We start from the raw sequence: 16,847 nt of genomic DNA on the forward strand, positions 1-16,847 counted from the left end.
TGAGGGCAGCCGGCGGCTCCGAATCAATCCACGTTCTGCCGTTCACCTTTCGGGTCGTAGAACACCGAGCTGCAGATTTCTGCCTCGATCACGCGGCCGTCCGGCAGCGGGGCATAGACCTTCTCGCCCAGGCGCTTGATGCCGCCTTTCACCACCGCCAGGGCGAAGCTGTAGCCCAGGCTGCTGCTCATGTAGCTGGAGGTGACGTGGCCGACCATGGTCGCGGGGATGCTGTGCTGCGGGGTGAACAGCAGCTGCGCGCCCTCGGGCAGCAGGTCCATCGGGTTGGTGGGCTTGAGGCCGACCAGCTGCTTGCGGTCCTCGCGCTGGCAGTCGGCGCGGTTCATGCCGCGCCAGCCGATCCAGGAGAACGGCTTGGTGCGACCCACCGCCCAACCCATGTTCAGGTCGTCCGGGGTGACCGAGGCATCGGTGTCCTGGCCGACGATGATGAAGCCCTTCTCGGCGCGCAGGACGTGCATGGTCTCTGTGCCGTAAGGCGTCAGGTTGTACTTGGCGCCGGCGGCGACGATGGCCTCCAGCACACCCATGGCGTAGTTGGCCTGGATGTTCACCTCGTACGACAGCTCGCCGGTGAAGGAGATGCGGAACACCCGCGCCGGCACGCCGGCGACCTTGCCTTCCTTCCAGGTCATGAAGGGGAAGGCGTCCTTGTCCAGGTCGATGTCGGTGACCTCGGCCAGCAGCTTGCGGCTGTTGGGACCGGACAGGGTGAGGGTGGCCCAGTGGTCGGTGACCGAGGTGAAGTACACCTTCAGCTCCGGCCATTCGGTCTGGTGGTACAGCTCCAGCCACTCCATGACGCGCGCCGCGCCGCCGGTGGTGGTGGTCATGACGAAGTGGTTGTCGGCGAGGCACGCGGTGACGCCATCGTCGAAGACCATGCCGTCTTCCTTGCACATCAGGCCGTAGCGGGCCTTGCCCACGTCCAGCTTGGTCCAGGCATTGGTGTAGACGCGGTTGAGGAACTCGCGGGCGTCCGGGCCCTGGATGTCGATCTTGCCCAGGGTCGAGGCGTCCAGCAGGCCGACCGACTCACGCACGGCGCGGCACTCGCGGGCCACGGCGGCGTGCATGTCTTCGCCACGCTTGGGGAAGTACCACGGGCGCTTCCACTGGCCGACGTCCTCGAACTCGGCGCCGTTCTTCACGTGCCAGGCGTGCAGGGCGGTAAAGCGCACCGGCTCGAACAGGTGGCCGCAGTGACGGCCGGCGACGGCGCCGAAGGTCACCGGGGTGTAGTTCGGGCGGAACATGGTGGTGCCGGTGTCGGCGATGCTCTTGCCCTGGGCGCGGGCGGCAATGGCCAGGCCGTTGATGTTGCCCAGCTTGCCCTGGTCGGTGCCGAAGCCCAGCGCGGTGTAGCGCTTGACGTGCTCGATGGACTCGAAGCCCTCGCGGCAGGCCAGTTCGATGGCGGCGGCGGTGACGTCGTTCTGGGTGTCGACGAACTGCTTGGGCGCCCGCGCCGTGGTTTTCTCGTGGGGCACCTGGAACAGCGCCAGGGTGGCGTCCTCGGCACGCTCGGCCACCACCGGCAGCTCGCCGGCAACGGACTTGAAACCGCCGTCGACTGCCGCCTGGCTGCCGGCCTGGTAGCCGTCGGCCAGGGCATCGGCGAGGCGGAACACGCCGTTCACCGCACCGGCACAAAGGCGCTTCTGGAAGGCCAGGCCGGGAACGAAGGCGAGGATGTCCTCGCGCCATTCCGGCTTGCCGCCCAGGTGCGAAGCCAGGTGCACCACCGGGCTGTAGCCGCCGGAGCTGGCGACCAGGTCGCAGTCCAGCCACTCACCGGGCGCATTGACCTTGTGGCGGAAGGTGTCGATGGAGGCGACCTTCGCACCGGTCACGCGTTTGCTGCCGCGTGCCTCGATCACTGCGCTGCCGGTGATGACGCGCATACCGCGCTTGCGCGCTTCCTCGACCCACTCGCCGCGCGGATTGGGGCGGGCGTCGGCGATGGCGACCACCTGCAGACCGGCTTCCTGCCAGTCCAGGGCGACGCGGTAGGCGTAGTCGTTGTTGGTGGACAGCACCAGTTTCTTGCCCGGTGCCACGCCGTAGCGGCGTACGTAGGTGGAGACGGCGCCGGCGAGCATGTTGCCCGGCACGTCGTTGTTGCCGTAGACCAGCGGGCGCTCGTGGGCGCCGGCGGCGAGCACCACGCGGTTGGCACGGACCCGGTGCACGCGCATGCGCACCTGGCCCAGCGGAGCGGTCTCGCCCAGGTGGTCGGTGCGGCGCTCGTGGACGGTGAGGAAGTTGTGATCGTGGTAGCCGTTGACCGTGGAGCGCGGCAGCAGGATCACGTCCGGATTGCCTTGCAGCTCGGCGATGGCCTTGGCTACCCATTCTTCGGCCGGCTTGCCGTCGAGAGTCTCGCGGGTGTCGAGCAGGCTGCCGCCGAACTCTTCCTGTTCATCGGCGAGAATCACCCGCGCACCGCTGCGCGAGGCGGCCAGGGCGGCGGCGAGGCCGGCGGGGCCGGCGCCGACGATCAGCACGTCGGCGTGGTGGTTCATCCAGTCGTAGCTGTCCGGGTCCACTTCGGTGGGCGCGCGGCCCAGGCCCGCGGCCTTGCGGATGTACTTCTCGTAGGTTAGCCACATGGACTGCGGGTACATGAAGGTCTTGTAGTAGAAGCCGGGCGGCATCAGCTTGCCGCCGACCTTGCCGAAGATCCCCATGAGGTCGTTCTGCACGTTCGGCCAGCCGTTGGTGGCGGTCGCCACCAGGCCGTTGTACAGGGCCTGCTGGGTGGCGCGCACGTTCGGCACCTGGGTCGATTCGCGCGAGCCGATCTGCAGGATGGCGTTGGGCTCTTCGGCGCCGGCGGCGACGATGCCGCGTGGGCGCGAGTACTTGAAGCTGCGGCCGAGGATGTCGACGCCGTTGGCCAGCAGGGCGGCGGCCAGGGTGTCACCGGCGAAGCCCTGGTAGCTCTGGCCGTTGAAGCTGAAGGTGAGCGACTTGCTGCGGTCGATGCGACCGCCACGGGACAGGCGATTGATCTGGCTCATTAGGCCTTCTCCACGGCGGGCTGGACGGCGGACTTCTTCTCGGCGGCGGTGACGCTGGGTTTTTCGCCGATCTTGTAGGTTTCCAGGATCTCGTAGGTCACGGTGTGGCGGGTGACGTTGAAGTACTGGCGGCAGCCGGCGGCGTGGACCCACAGCTCGTGGTGGATGCCGCGCGGGTTGTCGCGGAAGAACATGTACTCGCCCCACTCGGCGTCGGTGCAGGCAGCCGGGTCGAGCGGGCGCGGGATGTGCGCCTGGCCCTTGGCGTGGAATTCCTCTTCGGAACGCAGCTCGCCGCAATGGGGGCAGAAGATATTCAGCATGGTCGGGCCCTCTTAGTGCGCGACGGCGGCAGCGCCGTGTTCGTCGATCAGCGCGCCGGTGTGGAAGCGTTCGATGGAGAAGGGTGCGGCCAGCGGATGCGGCTCGCCCTTGGCGAGGGTGGCGGCGAAGACGTTGCCCGAGCCGGGAGTGGCCTTGAAGCCGCCGGTGCCCCAGCCGCAGTTGAAGAACAGGTTCTTCACCGGGGCCTTGCCGATGATCGGGCAGGCGTCCGGGGTGGTGTCGACGATGCCGCCCCACTGGCGGTTCATCCGTACGCGGGAGAGCACCGGGAACATCTCGACGATGGCCTGCAGGGTGTGCTCGATCACCGGGTAGGAGCCGCGCTGGCCGTAGCCGTTGTAGCCGTCGATGCCGGCGCCAATGACCAGGTCGCCCTTGTCCGACTGGCTGATGTAGCCATGCACGGCGTTGGACATGATCACGCTGTCGATGATGGGTTTCAGCGGCTCGGAAACCAGCGCCTGCAGCGGGTGCGATTCGATCGGCAGGCGGAAGCCGGCGAGCATCGCCATGTGCCCGGAGTTGCCGGCGGTGACCACGCCGACGCGCTTGGCGCCGATGAAGCCGCGGTTGGTCTCGACGCCGATGACGGCGCCGTCCTGCTTGCGGAAGCCGATCACTTCGGTCTGCTGGATCAGGTCGACGCCCAGGGCGTCGGCAGCGCGGGCGAAGCCCCAGGCCACGGCATCGTGACGGGCCACGCCGCCGCGGCGTTGCACGGTGGAACCCATGACCGGGTAGCGGGCGCTTTTAGTGCAGTTCAGGTAGGGAATCTCTTCGGCCACCTGCTGGGCGTTGAGCAGCTCGCCGTCCACGCCGTTGAGGCGGTTGGCGCTGACGCGGCGTTCGCCGTCGCGCATGTCCTGCAGGGTGTGGCAGAGGTTGTAGACCCCGCGCTGGGAGAACATGACGTTGTAGTTGAGATCCTGGGACAGGCCTTCCCACAGCTTCATGGCGTGTTCGTAGAGCAGCGCCGACTCGTCCCACAGGTAGTTGGAACGCACGATGGTGGTGTTGCGCGCGGTGTTGCCGCCGCCCAGCCAGCCCTTCTCGACCACCGCGACATTGGTGATGCCGTGTTCCTTGGCCAGGTAGTAGGCCGTGGCCAGGCCGTGCCCGCCGCCGCCGACGATGACCACGTCATACACCGGCTTGGGCGTGGGCGTGCGCCACATGCGCTGCCAGTTCTCGTGGTGGCTCAGGGAATGCTTGAACAGGCCGAAGCCGGAGTAGCGTTGCATGGGGTGCTCCTGATTGTTCTTGTCGCCGTGGCTGCTCTTGGTAGGGCTCAGCTTGCTTGCGAATGGGTTGTCGGGTTCGCGAGCAAGCTCGCTCCTACACGCGCCTCGGGAAACTCAACGGTAGACCGGGAAGTCCGCACACAGGCCGGCGACCTGGGTGGCCACCTTGGCCTCCACGTCGGCGTCGCCCAGGTGGTCGAGCACGTCGCTGATCCAGCCGGCCAGCTCGCGGCACTGTTCTTCCTTCAGGCCACGGGTGGTGACGGCCGGGGTGCCGATGCGAATGCCGGAGGTGACGAACGGGCTCTGCGGGTCGTTCGGCACGGCGTTCTTGTTCACCGTGATGCCGACGCGGCCGAGGGCGGCGTCCGCTTCCTTACCGGTCAGGCCCTGCTTCACCAGGCTGATCAGCATCAGGTGGTTGTCGGTGCCGCCGGAAACCACGTCGTAGCCGCGCTCGATGAACACCTGGGCCATGGCCTGGGCGTTCCTGATCACCTGGGCCTGGTAGTCCTTGAAGCCGGGCTCCAGCGCTTCCTTGAAGCACACCGCCTTGGCGGCGATCACGTGCATCAGCGGGCCGCCCTGGGCGCCGGGGAAGACGGCGGAGTTGAGCTTCTTCTCGATCTCTTCGTTGGATTTCGCCAGGATCAGGCCGCCGCGCGGGCCGCGCAGGGTCTTGTGGGTGGTGGTGGTGACCACGTCGGCATAGGGCAGCGGGTTCGGGTACAGGCCAGCGGCGACCAGGCCGGCAACATGGGCCATGTCGACGAACAGCAGCGCCCCGACCTTGTCGGCGATGGCGCGGAAGCGCGGGAAGTCGAGGGTCTTGGAGTAGGCGGAGAAGCCGGCGACGATCATCTTCGGCTTGTGCTCCACGGCCAGGCGCTCGACCTCGTCGTAGTCGATCAGCCCGGTATCGGTGTTCAGGCCGTACTGCACGGCGTTGTACAGCTTGCCCGAGGACGACACCTTGGCGCCGTGGGTCAGGTGGCCGCCGTGGGCCAGGCTCATGCCCAGGATGGTGTCGCCGGCATTGATCAGTGCCAGGTACACGGCGGAGTTGGCCGAGGAGCCCGAGTGCGGCTGGACGTTGGCGTAGTCGGCGCCGAACAGTTGCTTGGCGCGGTCTATGGCCAGCTGCTCGACTTTATCCACATGCTCGCAGCCGCCGTAGTAGCGCTTGCCCGGATAGCCTTCGGCGTACTTGTTGGTCAGCCCGCTGCCCTGAGCCTGCATGACGCGCTTGCTGGTGTAGTTCTCCGAAGCGATTAGCTCGAGGTGGTCCTCCTGGCGCGCTTCCTCGGCATCCATCGCCGCGAGCAGTTCGTCGTCATAGCCCTGGATCTGGTCTTGCTTGCTGAACATCGCTGGTCTCCCTGTGGCGCCGCAGCGCCCTGGCCGGTACGGGACGCAAATGGCCCCCTTGGCAGCGATGGTATGACTGGCCCTGCCAGCCCAGATGCCTGCGCACGTCGCGGGTAGGTGCGTTTGCGACATGCCGTGAACGGCGCAAAAGCGACCGGGTGCGTGGAATTGCGCGCGGCGGCTGGTCAGAATGCGACATGCCCGCGCCAGGACGGCGCGGCCCGCGGAGCTTTGCCGATGAAGAGCTTCTGTCTATTGGGTTCGCTGGCGCTGACCCTGCTGCTGCCGGCTTTGTCGGCCTCGGGCATGTCACGCCTGTTCGACGGCGACGCGCGGGTCTGGGTGGAGGGGCGAACGCTGTGCTTCGGCGGTGCGGCGTTCAAGTCGCCGGGTCTGTTCTTCAACCGCACGCTGCAGGTAGATGAACGGCAGGTGGCGGTGTACTCCATCGAAGTCGCCCGCGAGCCTTACGAGCCGTTCTGGTCGGCGGCCAGCGCCGAGCCGATGCAGGGCGTGCCGCTGCGCAGCGACACCTGCTTCGCCTATGGCCGGGCGATCCCCGGCTTCCGCGAGAAAACCCCGGCGCGCTCCCTGGAACCCGGCCTGTACAACGTCACCCTCGGCGGGCGCGACAGCAGCGGGGATGGCCAGCGCGCGACCTTCATGAAGACCTTCTGCCTGGAGGCGCGCGGCGACGGCGTGGCGGTGCTGGATGCCGGCTACGACGAGAAGGCTGGCCGCTGGGTTTGCAAAACCGCGCAATGAAGCTGCCGATAGGAACCCTGCGGCCAAGGGACTAAACTGCGCGTCTTCGAAATGCGAGGACGCCATGAACCGTTCCCTGACTCTGCTTTCCGCCCTGCTGCTCACCGCGACGCTGCAGGGCTGTGGTGACGACAGTAAATCCGCCAAGGCCGAAGCTCCCCAGGCCGCCAGCACCGCCGCCGCACCGGCCGGCGACAGCTGCAGCGGCCACGAGCTGGAGCGCGCGCTGCCGCCGGCCAAGGCCATCTACGGCTATGCCTACCTGTCCCGCGAGTGCGGCTACGACAGCGCCACCGTCGTCTACGGCAAGGCGGACGGCAGCCAGCAGCTGGTCGTGACCCTGACCGACACCGGCCTGCCGGCGCCCGGCGCCGACCAGCAGGGCGAGGCCGCCAAGCAGTACCTGGCCGCCCAGGCCAAGCTGCGCGACACCACCGCGAAGAACGTCTCGCTGCTCAACCAGGCGCGCCAGGCCGCGCTGCAGAACGGCACCGCCGCGCAATTCGGCGGCGAGCAGTTCCTGCCGGTGATCGACAGCACCCGCATGGGCGACCCGCTGGCGATCAGCGTGCCGGGCCCGGACGAGAAGGCCGGCGAATCCAGCCTGACCGGCCTGATCAAGGGGCGCTACGTGCTCAACATGACCTCGCCGGACAAGCCCAACGGCGGCACCGCCCAGTCCCTGCGCGAGCTGTTCGTGCCGATCTCCGAGCAGATGGCGCTGACCAAGCTGCCCTGATCCATCCCGCGGCCTCCCTCCAGCGGGAGGCCTGCGCCCTCCGGCGGTGAGCGACTATCCGTTGCTACGCTGCTGCCTGACGTACAACGTTTTCCGAGGCCGCACCATGACCGACAACACCCAACAGTTCGCCAGCGACAACTATTCCGGCATCTGCCCCGAAGCCTGGGCGGCCATGGCCCAGGCCAACCAGGGCCACGAGCGCGCCTACGGCGACGACCAGTGGACCGCCCGCGCCTCCGACTACTTCCGCGAGCTGTTCGAGACCGACTGCGAAGTGTTCTTCGCCTTCAACGGCACCGCGGCCAACTCCCTGGCCCTGGCCGCGTTGTGCCAGAGCTACCACAGCGTGATCTGCGCCGAGACCGCCCACGTCGAGACGGACGAATGCGGCGCGCCGGAATTCTTCTCCAACGGTTCCAAGCTGCTGCTGGCGCGCACCGACGCCCAAGGCAAGCTGACCCCGGATGCGATTCGCGAGATCGCCCTGAAGCGCCAGGACATCCACTATCCCAAGGCGCGGGTGGTCACCATCACCCAGGCCACCGAGGTCGGCACCGCCTACCGCCCGGACGAGCTGCAGGCGCTCAGCGCCACCTGTCGCGAGCTGGGCCTGCACCTGCACATGGATGGCGCACGCTTCTCCAACGCCTGCGCGTTCCTCGGCGCCACCCCGGCCGAGCTGACCTGGAAGGCCGGCGTCGAGGTGCTCTGCTTCGGCGGCACCAAGAACGGCATGGCGGTGGGCGAAGCCATCCTGTTCTTCAACCGCGATCTGGCCGAAGGCTTCGACTACCGCTGCAAGCAGGCCGGCCAGCTGGCCTCGAAGATGCGCTTCCTCGCCGCGCCCTGGGTCGGCGTGCTGCAGGACGACGCCTGGATGCATTACGCCAGCCATGCCAACCGCTGTGCACAACTGCTGGCCGAGCGCGTCGCCGACGTGCCGGGCGTGCAGCTGATGTTCCCGGTGGAAGCCAACGGGGTGTTCCTGCAGATGTCCGAACCCGCCCTGGAGGCCCTGCGCCAGCTGGGCTGGCGCTTCTACACCTTCATCGGCGCCGGCGGCGCGCGCTTCATGTGCTCGTGGGATACCGAGATCGCCCGCGTCGAGCAGCTGGCGGCGGACATTCGTAGGGTAATGGGCGCAAAGTGATGGGCGCCTGAGTTGTCCCCAGGCGCTGGGGACGGTTGCTCGCGCAACCTGTCCCCAACCTGTGGATGAATGCCTGCGGGCCGCGTATGACGTGGCCTGCAGTCATCTGCTCAAATTTTGATCAAGACGGCTCTTCGTAGGAGCGAGCTTGCTCGCGAACCGCATTCCGCCCGATTCCACGGCATGAAGCGAACCTGCGGTTGTTCGCGAGCAAGAACTAGGCGTTCCCCTCGCTCCTACAGGTCTTGATCCGCTATATACGCACCGCGGTGCCGCTCACGCTGACCATCAGCATGCTGCCGTTCTGCCCCACCACCTCGTAATCCAGGTCGATGCCGACCACTGCATTGGCACCCAGCTCCTGGGCGCGCTCCTGCAGCTCCTCGAAGGCGATCTCCCGCGCCCGTCCCAACTCTTTCTCATACGCACCAGAGCGGCCGCCGATGATGTCGCGCAGGCCGGCGAACAGGTCGCGGAACACGTTGGCGCCGAGAATCGCCTCGCCAACCACGATGCCGCGGTATTCCTGGATGGTCTTGCTCTCGATGGTGGGCGTGGTGGTCAGGATCATCGGACTGCCTCCTCTGCTGGGGAAATCCAGCATAGCCCCGCACCCCATCGAAGGCCCCGCCAGCTGTGTTTCAGCATTTGCCGGAAATCCGGGGGCAACCTTGTGATAAAGCTGTGGACAACCTGGTGGAAAATGACAGCGCCGTGGCACTTTCATGAATAGCGCGGAATTGCCGCTCAATTTCACAGGGGCCGCGTAATTCGTGGCCTTCAGCCGACTCATGAGGTGTTGTGGAGATCTCCACAGCCGCTGTGGAGGCATGCCTGCCCAACCTGTGGAAAAACTGTTGGGAGGTGCCTGCGAGGCTGATGGGGCGGGGCTTCCCTGAAGCTGGTCGTTTTCTGATCAATTACGTCTTTTCAATCGCTTGCGAGCCTGTGTATCGATTGCGGCAGATTTTCTGTGCACGAACTTTCCACCGCTATCCCCGGTTTGTGTTGACCCACCTGTGCGCCACCTGTGGAAAACAGCACCGGCACCACGGCTGGCGCAGCTTCCAGAGGCTTGCTCAAGGATTGATCAGCAATCCCGGCAAGACACTGATCCACAGCCACTTTTCCCCAGCGGCGCGGGTTACGGGAAACTTTCCACAATGCCTGTGGGGCGAACCTCGCAGAAGGTGTGGACAACCTGTACCCAGATCGCTGCAGGCCACGTCACGCGCGCCTCTCTCGTGTCAGTACGTTTTTTGATCAAACAGCGAAAGTCGCGCCGTTGCTGGCCTGCAGCGAAATATGCCTAAGGTTTTCCACATCGGCTGTGCAGCGTTCTGCCAGCAAGGTGTGGGCGAGTTGTGGATGGATCGCTACGAGCCGCGCTGGTGCTAGCCCGCGCCGGGTTGATCAATATTTGTCCAGGGACGGGAGGGCCGCTGCCTATACTTCAATCACCCTGGGGGCGGGAGATTCAGCATGTCCAGTTACTCGGTGGAACAGATCCGCACCGTGGCCCTGGTCGGCCACGGTGACAGCGGCAAGACCCTGCTTGCCGAAGCGCTGCTGCAGCACTGCGGTGCCATCCCCAGCATGGGCTCGCTGGAACGCGGCGACACCCTGTGCGACTCCGACCCCATGGAGCGCGAATACCACCACTCCCTGGCCGCCGCCCTGGTGCACTTCGAGCACGAAGGCGCGCAGGTCCGTCTGCTCGACACCCCCGGTTATCCCGACTTCATCGGCCACGCGCTGCCGGCGCTGGCGGCTGTGGAAACCGCGCTGGTGGTGGTGAACGCGCAGAACGGCATCGAGCTGAGCACCCGCCGCATGATGGACTGGGCCGGCGAGCGCGGGCTGTGCCGGATGCTGGTGGTGAACAAGATCGACGCCGAACGCATCGACCTGCCGGGTCTGCTGGCGGCTTTGCGCGAATCGTTCGGCAAGGAAGTACTGCCGATCAATCTGCCGGCCGAGGGCGGCACGCGGGTTGTGGATTGTTTCTTCAATCCCGATGGCGCGGCGGATTTCTCCTCGGTGGCCGAGGCGCACCAGGCGCTGGTGGATCAGGTGGTGGAAGTGGACGAAGCGCTGATGGCGCATTACCTGGAGGAGGGCGAGGTGGCGCCTGAGGCGCTGCACGCACCCTTCGAGCGCGCGTTGCGCGAAGGCCACCTGATTCCGCTGTGCTTCGTCTCCGCCCGCACCGGCGCCGGCGTGCCGGAACTGGCGAATATCCTCGCGCGCCTGGCGCCCAATCCCACCGAGGGCAACCCGCCGCTGTTCCTGCGCACCGACGACAAGGGCGCCGAGCACCCGGTGACCTGCAGCCCCGACCCGGCCGCCCACGTGCTGGCCCACGTGTTCAAGGTGGCGATCGACCCTTTCGTCGGCCGTCTCGCGGTGTTCCGCGTGCACCAGGGCACCATCCGCCGGGAGATGCAGCTGTTCGCCGGCGACGGGCGCAAGCCGTTCAAGGTCGGCCATCTGCTGCGCCTGCAGGGAAAGAAGCATGAGGAGGCGCCGTGGCTGATCCCCGGTGACTTCGGTGCGCTGAGCAAGGTCGACGAACTGGATTACGGCGTGGTGCTGCACGACTCCCACGACGAGGACCACATCCACCTCAAGCCGCTGGATTTCCCCACGCCCATGCAGGGCCTGGCCATTGAGGCGAGCCGCCGTGGCGACGAGCAGCGCCTGGCGGAAATCCTCCAGCGCCTGCAAGCCGAAGACCCCTGCGTGCGCCTGGACTACAACGCCTCCACCCAGGAAACCGTGCTGCGTGGCATGGGCGAACTGCACCTGCGCTACCTGCTGGAGCGCATGGCCGGGCAGTACAAGCTGGAAGTGCAGACCCGCGCGCCCAGCGTGCCGTACCGCGAGACGGCGACCCGCAGCGCCGAGGGCCACAGCCGGCACAAGAAGCAAACCGGCGGGGCCGGGCAGTTCGGCGAGGTGTTCCTGCGCATCGAGCCGCTGCCGCGCGGCGAGGGCTTCGCTTTCGTCGATGCGATCAAGGGCGGGGTGATCCCCGGCAACTTCATTCCCTCGGTGGAGAAGGGCGTGCGCTCGGCACTGGCGGCCGGGCCACTGGCTGGCTTCCCGGTACAGGATGTGAAGGTCACTGTGTTCGACGGCAAGAGCCACTCGGTGGACTCCAAGGACATCGCCTTCCAGGCTGCCGGGCGCAAGGCCATGCTCGATGCGCTGCGCAATGCTGGTGGCATCGTGCTGGAGCCGGTGATGCAGATCGAGGTGACGACGCCGGATAGCCACCTGGGCGATATCACCGCCGATCTCACCGGCCGCCGCGGCCAGGTGCTGGGCACCGAGTCGCTGTCGGCCAGCGTCGCGCTGGTGCGTGGACAGGTGCCGCTGGCGGAGCTGGACGGCTACGCCAACCGGCTGAAATCCATCACTGCCGGCCAGGGCCTCTACAGTCTTTCTTCCAGCCACTACAGCGCCGTGCCGCAGGACGTGCAGCAGCGCCTGTCCAGCGGCTACAAGGCGGCCCCGGAAGAGGACTGAGCGAATGTGGATATTCGTCGCGGCCGGTGTCCGCAAAGGCCCGTGGCTGGGCCTTCACGCGCACCTGTTCGGCGTGTGCGCGGGAAAGGAGAAAGCCACGTGGCATGCGGGTTGCAGACGGGATCGAGGCGGCCAGGCGGTTCGGCCAGAGGTGTCTCCGAGCTTGCCTCGGGACACCTGTAGCCTGTGGATAACTCAGTGGGTAACGTGTGGGGCAGGTGGGGGCAGGCTGTGATCAGTACTCGATCACCACGTCGCCCTTGGGCACGCTGCAGCAGGACAGGATGTAGCCTTCGGCGACGTCTTCGTCGGTGATCCCGCCGTTGTGCTCCATCTCCACCTCGCCGGAGCGCTTCATCACCTTGCAGGTGCCGCAGATGCCCATGCCGCAGGCCTTGGGAATGTGCAGGCCGAGCTGGGCGGCGGCGGCGTGGACGGTCTCGCCCGGCGCCACGCGGATGCTCTTGCCGGTCTCGCAGAACTCCACCAGGTTCTGCTCGGCCAGCGGTACGGCCGGCGCCTCGGCGGCTTCGGCGGCCAGTTCCTTCACGTCGGCGCGCACTTCCGGCGGGGTCGGGCCGAAGGCCTCCTCGTGGTAGCGCGACATGTCGTAGCCCTCGGCTTCGAGCAGGCGCTTGACCGCGTGCATGTAGGGCGTCGGGCCGCAGCAGAAGACCTCGCGTTCGAGATAATCCGGCGCCATCAGCTGCAGCATCGCCTTGTTCAGGAAGCCCCGGTAGCCGGCCCAGGACTCGCCCATCTCGTACTTCTCGCAGACCAGGTACAGCTTGAAGTTGTTGATCCGCGAGTTCATGTGCTCCAGCTCGCGGTGGTAGATGATGTCCTTGGGCGTGCGTGCGCTGTGCACGAAGACCATGTCGACGTTGGCGTTGGTGTCGAAGAACCAGCGCGACATTGACATCACCGGGGTGATGCCGACGCCGCCGGAGAGGAACAGCACCTTCTCGGCGGGAAAATCAATGGCGTTGAAGTTGCCCACCGGCCCGTGTACCGGGACCTGGTCGCCTTCCTTGAGGTTGTCGTGCAGCCAGTTCGACACCTTGCCGCCGGGCACGCGCTTGATGGTGATGGAGAAGCTGTAGGGCACCGAGGGCGAGCTGGAGATGGTGTAGGAACGCATGATCGGCTGGCCGTCGATCTCCAGTTCCAGGGTGACGAACTGCCCCGGCTTGAAGAAGAACATGATCGGCGCGTCGGCCATGAAGCAGAAGGTGCGCACATCCCAGGTTTCCTGGATGGCCTTGACGCAGCGCACCAGGTGGCGCCCGTTGGCCCAGGTCTGGGTGTTCACCGGATTGAGGAAGTTGTTCGTCGACATGCTGTCTCTCCGCGCACGCGGGCCGTGCTGGGCCTGATGGGGCAGCGCCGGGGCCCGTCTGCCTGCGCCGCCTGGGCGCAGGAGGCACGGGGCCTGTCGGCATGCCTGATGGGGCGGATTGTGTGCACGACGCCCGCCCGCGCATTTACCTGCCAGCGACATTTGCATGCTTATCGCGACCTGGCGCCTGGGGCGCGCCGTTGCGCGTCGGGAAATGACGTGGCCGTGTCGCCCATGGATAAGGGTTCCTACGGGGCGCGGCCCCACACTCAGCTGCATGCCGAGCAACCCCCAAGGTTGAGCGAGACGGCGGGGAACGGCGCACTCGGCGCGCCTGGCACCTGCCGCAAATGCCCTGCGTGGCAAACCGTATCAGCCACTTATTTCCGCCGGCAGCCCGACCGGGCTGCGGCATGAGGACCGAGCAATGGACGTCACAACTACCCTGAGTCTGGGCGACCCGCTGGAACCGGCCCGCAAGGCCACCGCCGAGATGCTGCGCAGCCGCGACCACAGCTTCTCGCTGCCGCAGCCCTTCTACAACGACGAGCGCCTGTTCCAGATCGACATGCAGGAGATCTTCCACAAGGAGTGGCTGATCGCCGGCATGACCTGCGAGATCCCCGCCAAGGGCAACTTCCTCACCCTGCAGATCGGCGACAATCCGGTGATCGTCCTGCGCGGCGCCGAGGGCAAGATCCACGCCTTCCATAACGTCTGCCGGCACCGTGGTTCGCGCCTGTGCGTCAGCGACAAGGGCAAGGTCGCCAAGCTGGTCTGCCCCTACCACCAGTGGACCTACGAGCTGGACGGCCGCCTGCTGTTCGCCGGCACCGAGATGGGCGCCGACTTCGACATGAAGGACTACAGCCTGAAACCGGTGAACGTGAAGACCGCCGGCGGCTACATCTTCATCTCGCTGTCGGAGAACCCGCCGGCCATCGATGACTTCCTGCGTACGCTCGAGCACTACATGGAGCCGTACGACATGGAGAACACCAAGGTCGCGGTGCAGACCACGCTGATGGAAAAGGCCAACTGGAAGCTGGTGCTGGAGAACAACCGCGAGTGCTACCACTGCAACGGTTCGCACCCGGAGCTGCTGAACACCCTGCTGGAGTGGGACGACGTCACCGACCCGCGCGCCAGCCAGGCGTTCAAGGACCAGGTCGCCGCCTGCACCACCGCCTGGGAAGCCGAGAAGATTCCCTATGCCCACGAAAGCTTCGGCCTGCGCAATCGCATCGTGCGCATGCCGCTGCTGCAGGGCACCGTGTCCATGACCATGGACGGCAAGCAGGGTAGCAAGAAGCTCATGGGCCGCATCCAGAACCCGGACCTGGGCTCGATGCGCATCCTGCACCTGCCGCACTCCTGGAACCACTGCATGGGCGACCACCTGATCGTCTTCACCGTGTGGCCGATCAGCGCGCAGCAGACCATGGTCACCACCAAGTGGCTGGTGCACAAGGATGCGGTGGAAGGCGTCGATTACGACGTGGCGCGCCTGCGCGAAGTCTGGGACGCCACCAACGACCAGGATCGTCGCCTCGCCGAAGAGAACCAGCGCGGCATCAACTCCACCGCCTACCAGCCGGGGCCGTACTCCAAGACCTACGAGTTCGGCGTGATCAACTTCCTCGACTGGTACAGCGAGCGCCTGCTGAACAACCTGGGCGAGGAGTCCGCCCACGCCCGACTGGTCGCCGAGAAGTAAGCCCCCGCCATCCAGCGCCCCCCGTCCTCGGGGGCGTTGTCGTTACGCGCTGTCATTACTGAGGAATCCACGTGGACGCCATGCTCTTCTACAGCAGCTCCGCCTTCGTCACCGGCCTGGTGGCGTGGAACCTCATTGCCTGCTGGCGCAAGCGCTGACGCGCTCGCCGCTGCGCTTTTCGTAGGACCGAGGGGGACGCCTAGTCCTTGCTCGCGAACGTCTTCCCGGCGGGCTCCGTGCCGCCGCCGTAACAACCTCTCCCCAGCCCTGGCTGCGCACCCCGCAACGAAGAGCGTTCGCGAGCAAGCTCGCTCCTACAAGTCCGCGCCAATCCTCGCCTCCCGCCCTCACATTCCCCTGCACGACGCAAACGCTGTCGCCCATGTCGCCGGCTTGACGCTTTCGGCACGACCCTGGTCGTTTTCGAACCGGGTCGCCTCGGGGTGCAGGGATATCCTGCCTGCAAAGCGTCGGCACAAGCCCCGGCGCGCCAAGCCTGACAAGCCTTGCCTGATATAGAGAGACGCCAAGATGAGCCCAGCCGAACTTCACGCCGACAGCATCGTCATCGATGGCCTGATCATCGCCAAGTGGAACCGCGAACTGTTCGAGGACATGCGCAAGGGCGGCCTGACTGCCGCCAACTGCACCGTGTCGGTGTGGGAAGGGTTCCAGGCGACGGTGAACAACATCGTCTCCAGCAGCAAGCTGATCCGCGACAACAGCGACCTGGTGCTGCAGGTGCGCACCACCAACGACATCCGCAAGGCCAAGGAGCAGGGCAAGACCGGCATCCTCTTCGGCTTCCAGAACGCCCACGCGTTCGAGGACCAGCTGGGCTACGTCGAGGTGTTCAAGCAGCTGGGCGTGGGCATCGTGCAGATGTGCTACAACACCCAGAACCTGGTCGGCACCGGTTGCTACGAGCGCGACGGCGGCCTCTCCGGCTTCGGCCGCGAGATCGTCGCGGAGATGAATCGCGTCGGCATCATGTGCGACCTGTCCCACGTCGGCTCGAAGACCTCCGAGGAAGTCATCCTCGAATCGAAGAAGCCCGTCACCTATTCCCACTGCCTGCCGTCGGGCCTCAAGGAGCACCCGCGCAACAAGTCCGACGCCGAGCTGAAGTTCATCGCCGACCACGGCGGCTTCGTCGGCGTGACCATGTTCGCGCCGTTCCTCGCCAAGGGCATCGACTCGACCATCGACGACTACGCCGAAGCCATCGAGTACGTGATGAACATCGTCGGCGAGGACGCCATCGGCATCGGCACTGACTTCACCCAGGGCCACGGCCAGGACTTCTTCGAGTGGCTGACCCACGACAAGGGTTACGCCCGCCGCCTCACCAACTTCGGCAAGATCGTCAACCCGCTGGGCATCCGCACCGTCGGCGAATTCCCCAACCTCACCGAGACCCTGCTCAAGCGCGGCATGCCCGAGCGCGTGGTGCGCAAGGTCATGGGCGAGAACTGGGTACGCATCCTTGGCGAAGTCTGGGGTGAGTGATTCAACCTCAACAGCGCCCTCTCCCCCAGCCCCTCTCCCGCAAGCGGGAGAGGGGAGCAGAGTCGCCGGCATGCACCTGACCCTCCGCATGCACGG

12 protein-coding genes are annotated in these 16,847 nt (G+C 66.3%); 6 read left to right on the plus strand and 6 right to left on the minus strand.

What is annotated here, in order from left to right:
• Positions 1 to 23: 23 nt before the first annotated feature.
• The 4 genes from QO207_RS02770 to glyA form a co-directional block, all read right to left on the minus strand.
• Positions 24 to 3,044, minus strand: a complete 3,021-nt coding sequence (locus tag QO207_RS02770) for a sarcosine oxidase subunit alpha (RefSeq protein ID WP_301479326.1) — start codon at positions 3,042 to 3,044, stop codon at positions 24 to 26.
• Positions 3,044 to 3,367: a sarcosine oxidase subunit delta gene (locus QO207_RS02775; RefSeq protein WP_301479328.1), complete on the minus strand. Its 324-nt coding sequence runs from the start codon at positions 3,365 to 3,367 to the stop codon at positions 3,044 to 3,046. The genes QO207_RS02770 and QO207_RS02775 overlap by 1 nt, the downstream gene beginning before the upstream one ends.
• A gap of 12 nt (positions 3,368 to 3,379) precedes the next feature.
• Entirely contained in the window at positions 3,380 to 4,630 is a 1,251-nt protein-coding gene (locus QO207_RS02780) for a sarcosine oxidase subunit beta (RefSeq protein WP_024766973.1), read from the minus strand.
• A gap of 114 nt (positions 4,631 to 4,744) precedes the next feature.
• Positions 4,745 to 5,998: a serine hydroxymethyltransferase gene (gene glyA, locus QO207_RS02785; RefSeq protein ID WP_301479330.1), complete on the minus strand. Its 1,254-nt coding sequence runs from the start codon at positions 5,996 to 5,998 to the stop codon at positions 4,745 to 4,747.
• 237 nt (positions 5,999 to 6,235) lie between these two features.
• Here glyA and QO207_RS02790 point away from each other — a divergent pair, with 237 nt between their 5' ends.
• The 3 genes from QO207_RS02790 (at position 6,236) to QO207_RS02800 (ending at position 8,655) form a co-directional block, all read left to right on the plus strand.
• Entirely contained in the window at positions 6,236 to 6,763 is a 528-nt protein-coding gene (locus tag QO207_RS02790) for a hypothetical protein (protein ID WP_301479331.1), read from the plus strand.
• A gap of 64 nt (positions 6,764 to 6,827) precedes the next feature.
• A complete protein-coding gene (locus tag QO207_RS02795) occupies positions 6,828 to 7,502 on the plus strand; it encodes a hypothetical protein (RefSeq protein WP_301479333.1) in 675 nt (224 codons plus the stop codon).
• 106 nt (positions 7,503 to 7,608) lie between these two features.
• On the plus strand, positions 7,609 to 8,655 hold the full coding sequence (locus QO207_RS02800; protein ID WP_301479335.1) for a low specificity L-threonine aldolase: 1,047 nt from the start codon (positions 7,609 to 7,611) through the stop codon (positions 8,653 to 8,655).
• A gap of 253 nt (positions 8,656 to 8,908) precedes the next feature.
• Here the strand turns inward: QO207_RS02800 and QO207_RS02805 are convergent, their stop codons facing one another.
• Positions 8,909 to 9,226 (minus strand): heavy metal-binding domain-containing protein, encoded by a 318-nt coding sequence (locus QO207_RS02805; protein WP_301479337.1) that lies wholly within the window; start codon positions 9,224 to 9,226, stop codon positions 8,909 to 8,911.
• A 911-nt stretch (positions 9,227 to 10,137) separates the two neighbouring features.
• On the opposite strand from QO207_RS02805, the gene fusA reads away from it, so the two are divergent.
• Positions 10,138 to 12,186 (plus strand): elongation factor G, encoded by a 2,049-nt coding sequence (gene fusA, locus QO207_RS02810; RefSeq protein ID WP_301479338.1) that lies wholly within the window; start codon positions 10,138 to 10,140, stop codon positions 12,184 to 12,186.
• A gap of 235 nt (positions 12,187 to 12,421) precedes the next feature.
• Here the strand turns inward: fusA and gbcB are convergent, their stop codons facing one another.
• A complete protein-coding gene (gene gbcB, locus QO207_RS02815; RefSeq protein WP_301479340.1) occupies positions 12,422 to 13,525 on the minus strand; it encodes a glycine-betaine demethylase subunit GbcB in 1,104 nt (367 codons plus the stop codon).
• 427 nt (positions 13,526 to 13,952) lie between these two features.
• Between gbcB and gbcA the strand changes: the two genes are divergently transcribed.
• Both gbcA and QO207_RS02825 read left to right on the plus strand, forming a co-directional pair.
• On the plus strand, positions 13,953 to 15,242 hold the full coding sequence (gene gbcA, locus QO207_RS02820; RefSeq protein ID WP_301479342.1) for a glycine-betaine demethylase subunit GbcA: 1,290 nt from the start codon (positions 13,953 to 13,955) through the stop codon (positions 15,240 to 15,242).
• A 531-nt stretch (positions 15,243 to 15,773) separates the two neighbouring features.
• Entirely contained in the window at positions 15,774 to 16,751 is a 978-nt protein-coding gene (locus QO207_RS02825) for a dipeptidase (RefSeq protein ID WP_301479344.1), read from the plus strand.
• The last annotated feature ends 96 nt before the right edge of the window (positions 16,752 to 16,847 follow it).

Source organism: Pseudomonas sp. CAN1, assembly GCF_030462585.1.
Taxonomy (GTDB): Bacteria; Pseudomonadota; Gammaproteobacteria; order Pseudomonadales; family Pseudomonadaceae; genus Pseudomonas.

Bases quoted from the DNA above. Each gene is read 5' to 3' on its own strand.
- QO207_RS02770 (WP_301479326.1), bottom strand. From the start codon at position 3,044: ATGAGCCAGATCAATCGCCTGTCCCGTGGCGGTCGCATCGACCGCAGC.
- QO207_RS02775 (WP_301479328.1), bottom strand. From the start codon at position 3,367: ATGCTGAATATCTTCTGCCCCCATTGCGGCGAGCTGCGTTCCGAAGAG.
- QO207_RS02780 (WP_024766973.1), bottom strand. From the start codon at position 4,630: ATGCAACGCTACTCCGGCTTCGGCCTGTTCAAGCATTCCCTGAGCCAC.
- glyA (WP_301479330.1), bottom strand. From the start codon at position 5,998: ATGTTCAGCAAGCAAGACCAGATCCAGGGCTATGACGACGAACTGCTC.
- QO207_RS02790 (WP_301479331.1), top strand. From the start codon at position 6,236: ATGAAGAGCTTCTGTCTATTGGGTTCGCTGGCGCTGACCCTGCTGCTG.
- QO207_RS02795 (WP_301479333.1), top strand. From the start codon at position 6,828: ATGAACCGTTCCCTGACTCTGCTTTCCGCCCTGCTGCTCACCGCGACG.
- QO207_RS02800 (WP_301479335.1), top strand. From the start codon at position 7,609: ATGACCGACAACACCCAACAGTTCGCCAGCGACAACTATTCCGGCATC.
- QO207_RS02805 (WP_301479337.1), bottom strand. From the start codon at position 9,226: ATGATCCTGACCACCACGCCCACCATCGAGAGCAAGACCATCCAGGAA.
- fusA (WP_301479338.1), top strand. From the start codon at position 10,138: ATGTCCAGTTACTCGGTGGAACAGATCCGCACCGTGGCCCTGGTCGGC.
- gbcB (WP_301479340.1), bottom strand. From the start codon at position 13,525: ATGTCGACGAACAACTTCCTCAATCCGGTGAACACCCAGACCTGGGCC.
- gbcA (WP_301479342.1), top strand. From the start codon at position 13,953: ATGGACGTCACAACTACCCTGAGTCTGGGCGACCCGCTGGAACCGGCC.
- QO207_RS02825 (WP_301479344.1), top strand. From the start codon at position 15,774: ATGAGCCCAGCCGAACTTCACGCCGACAGCATCGTCATCGATGGCCTG.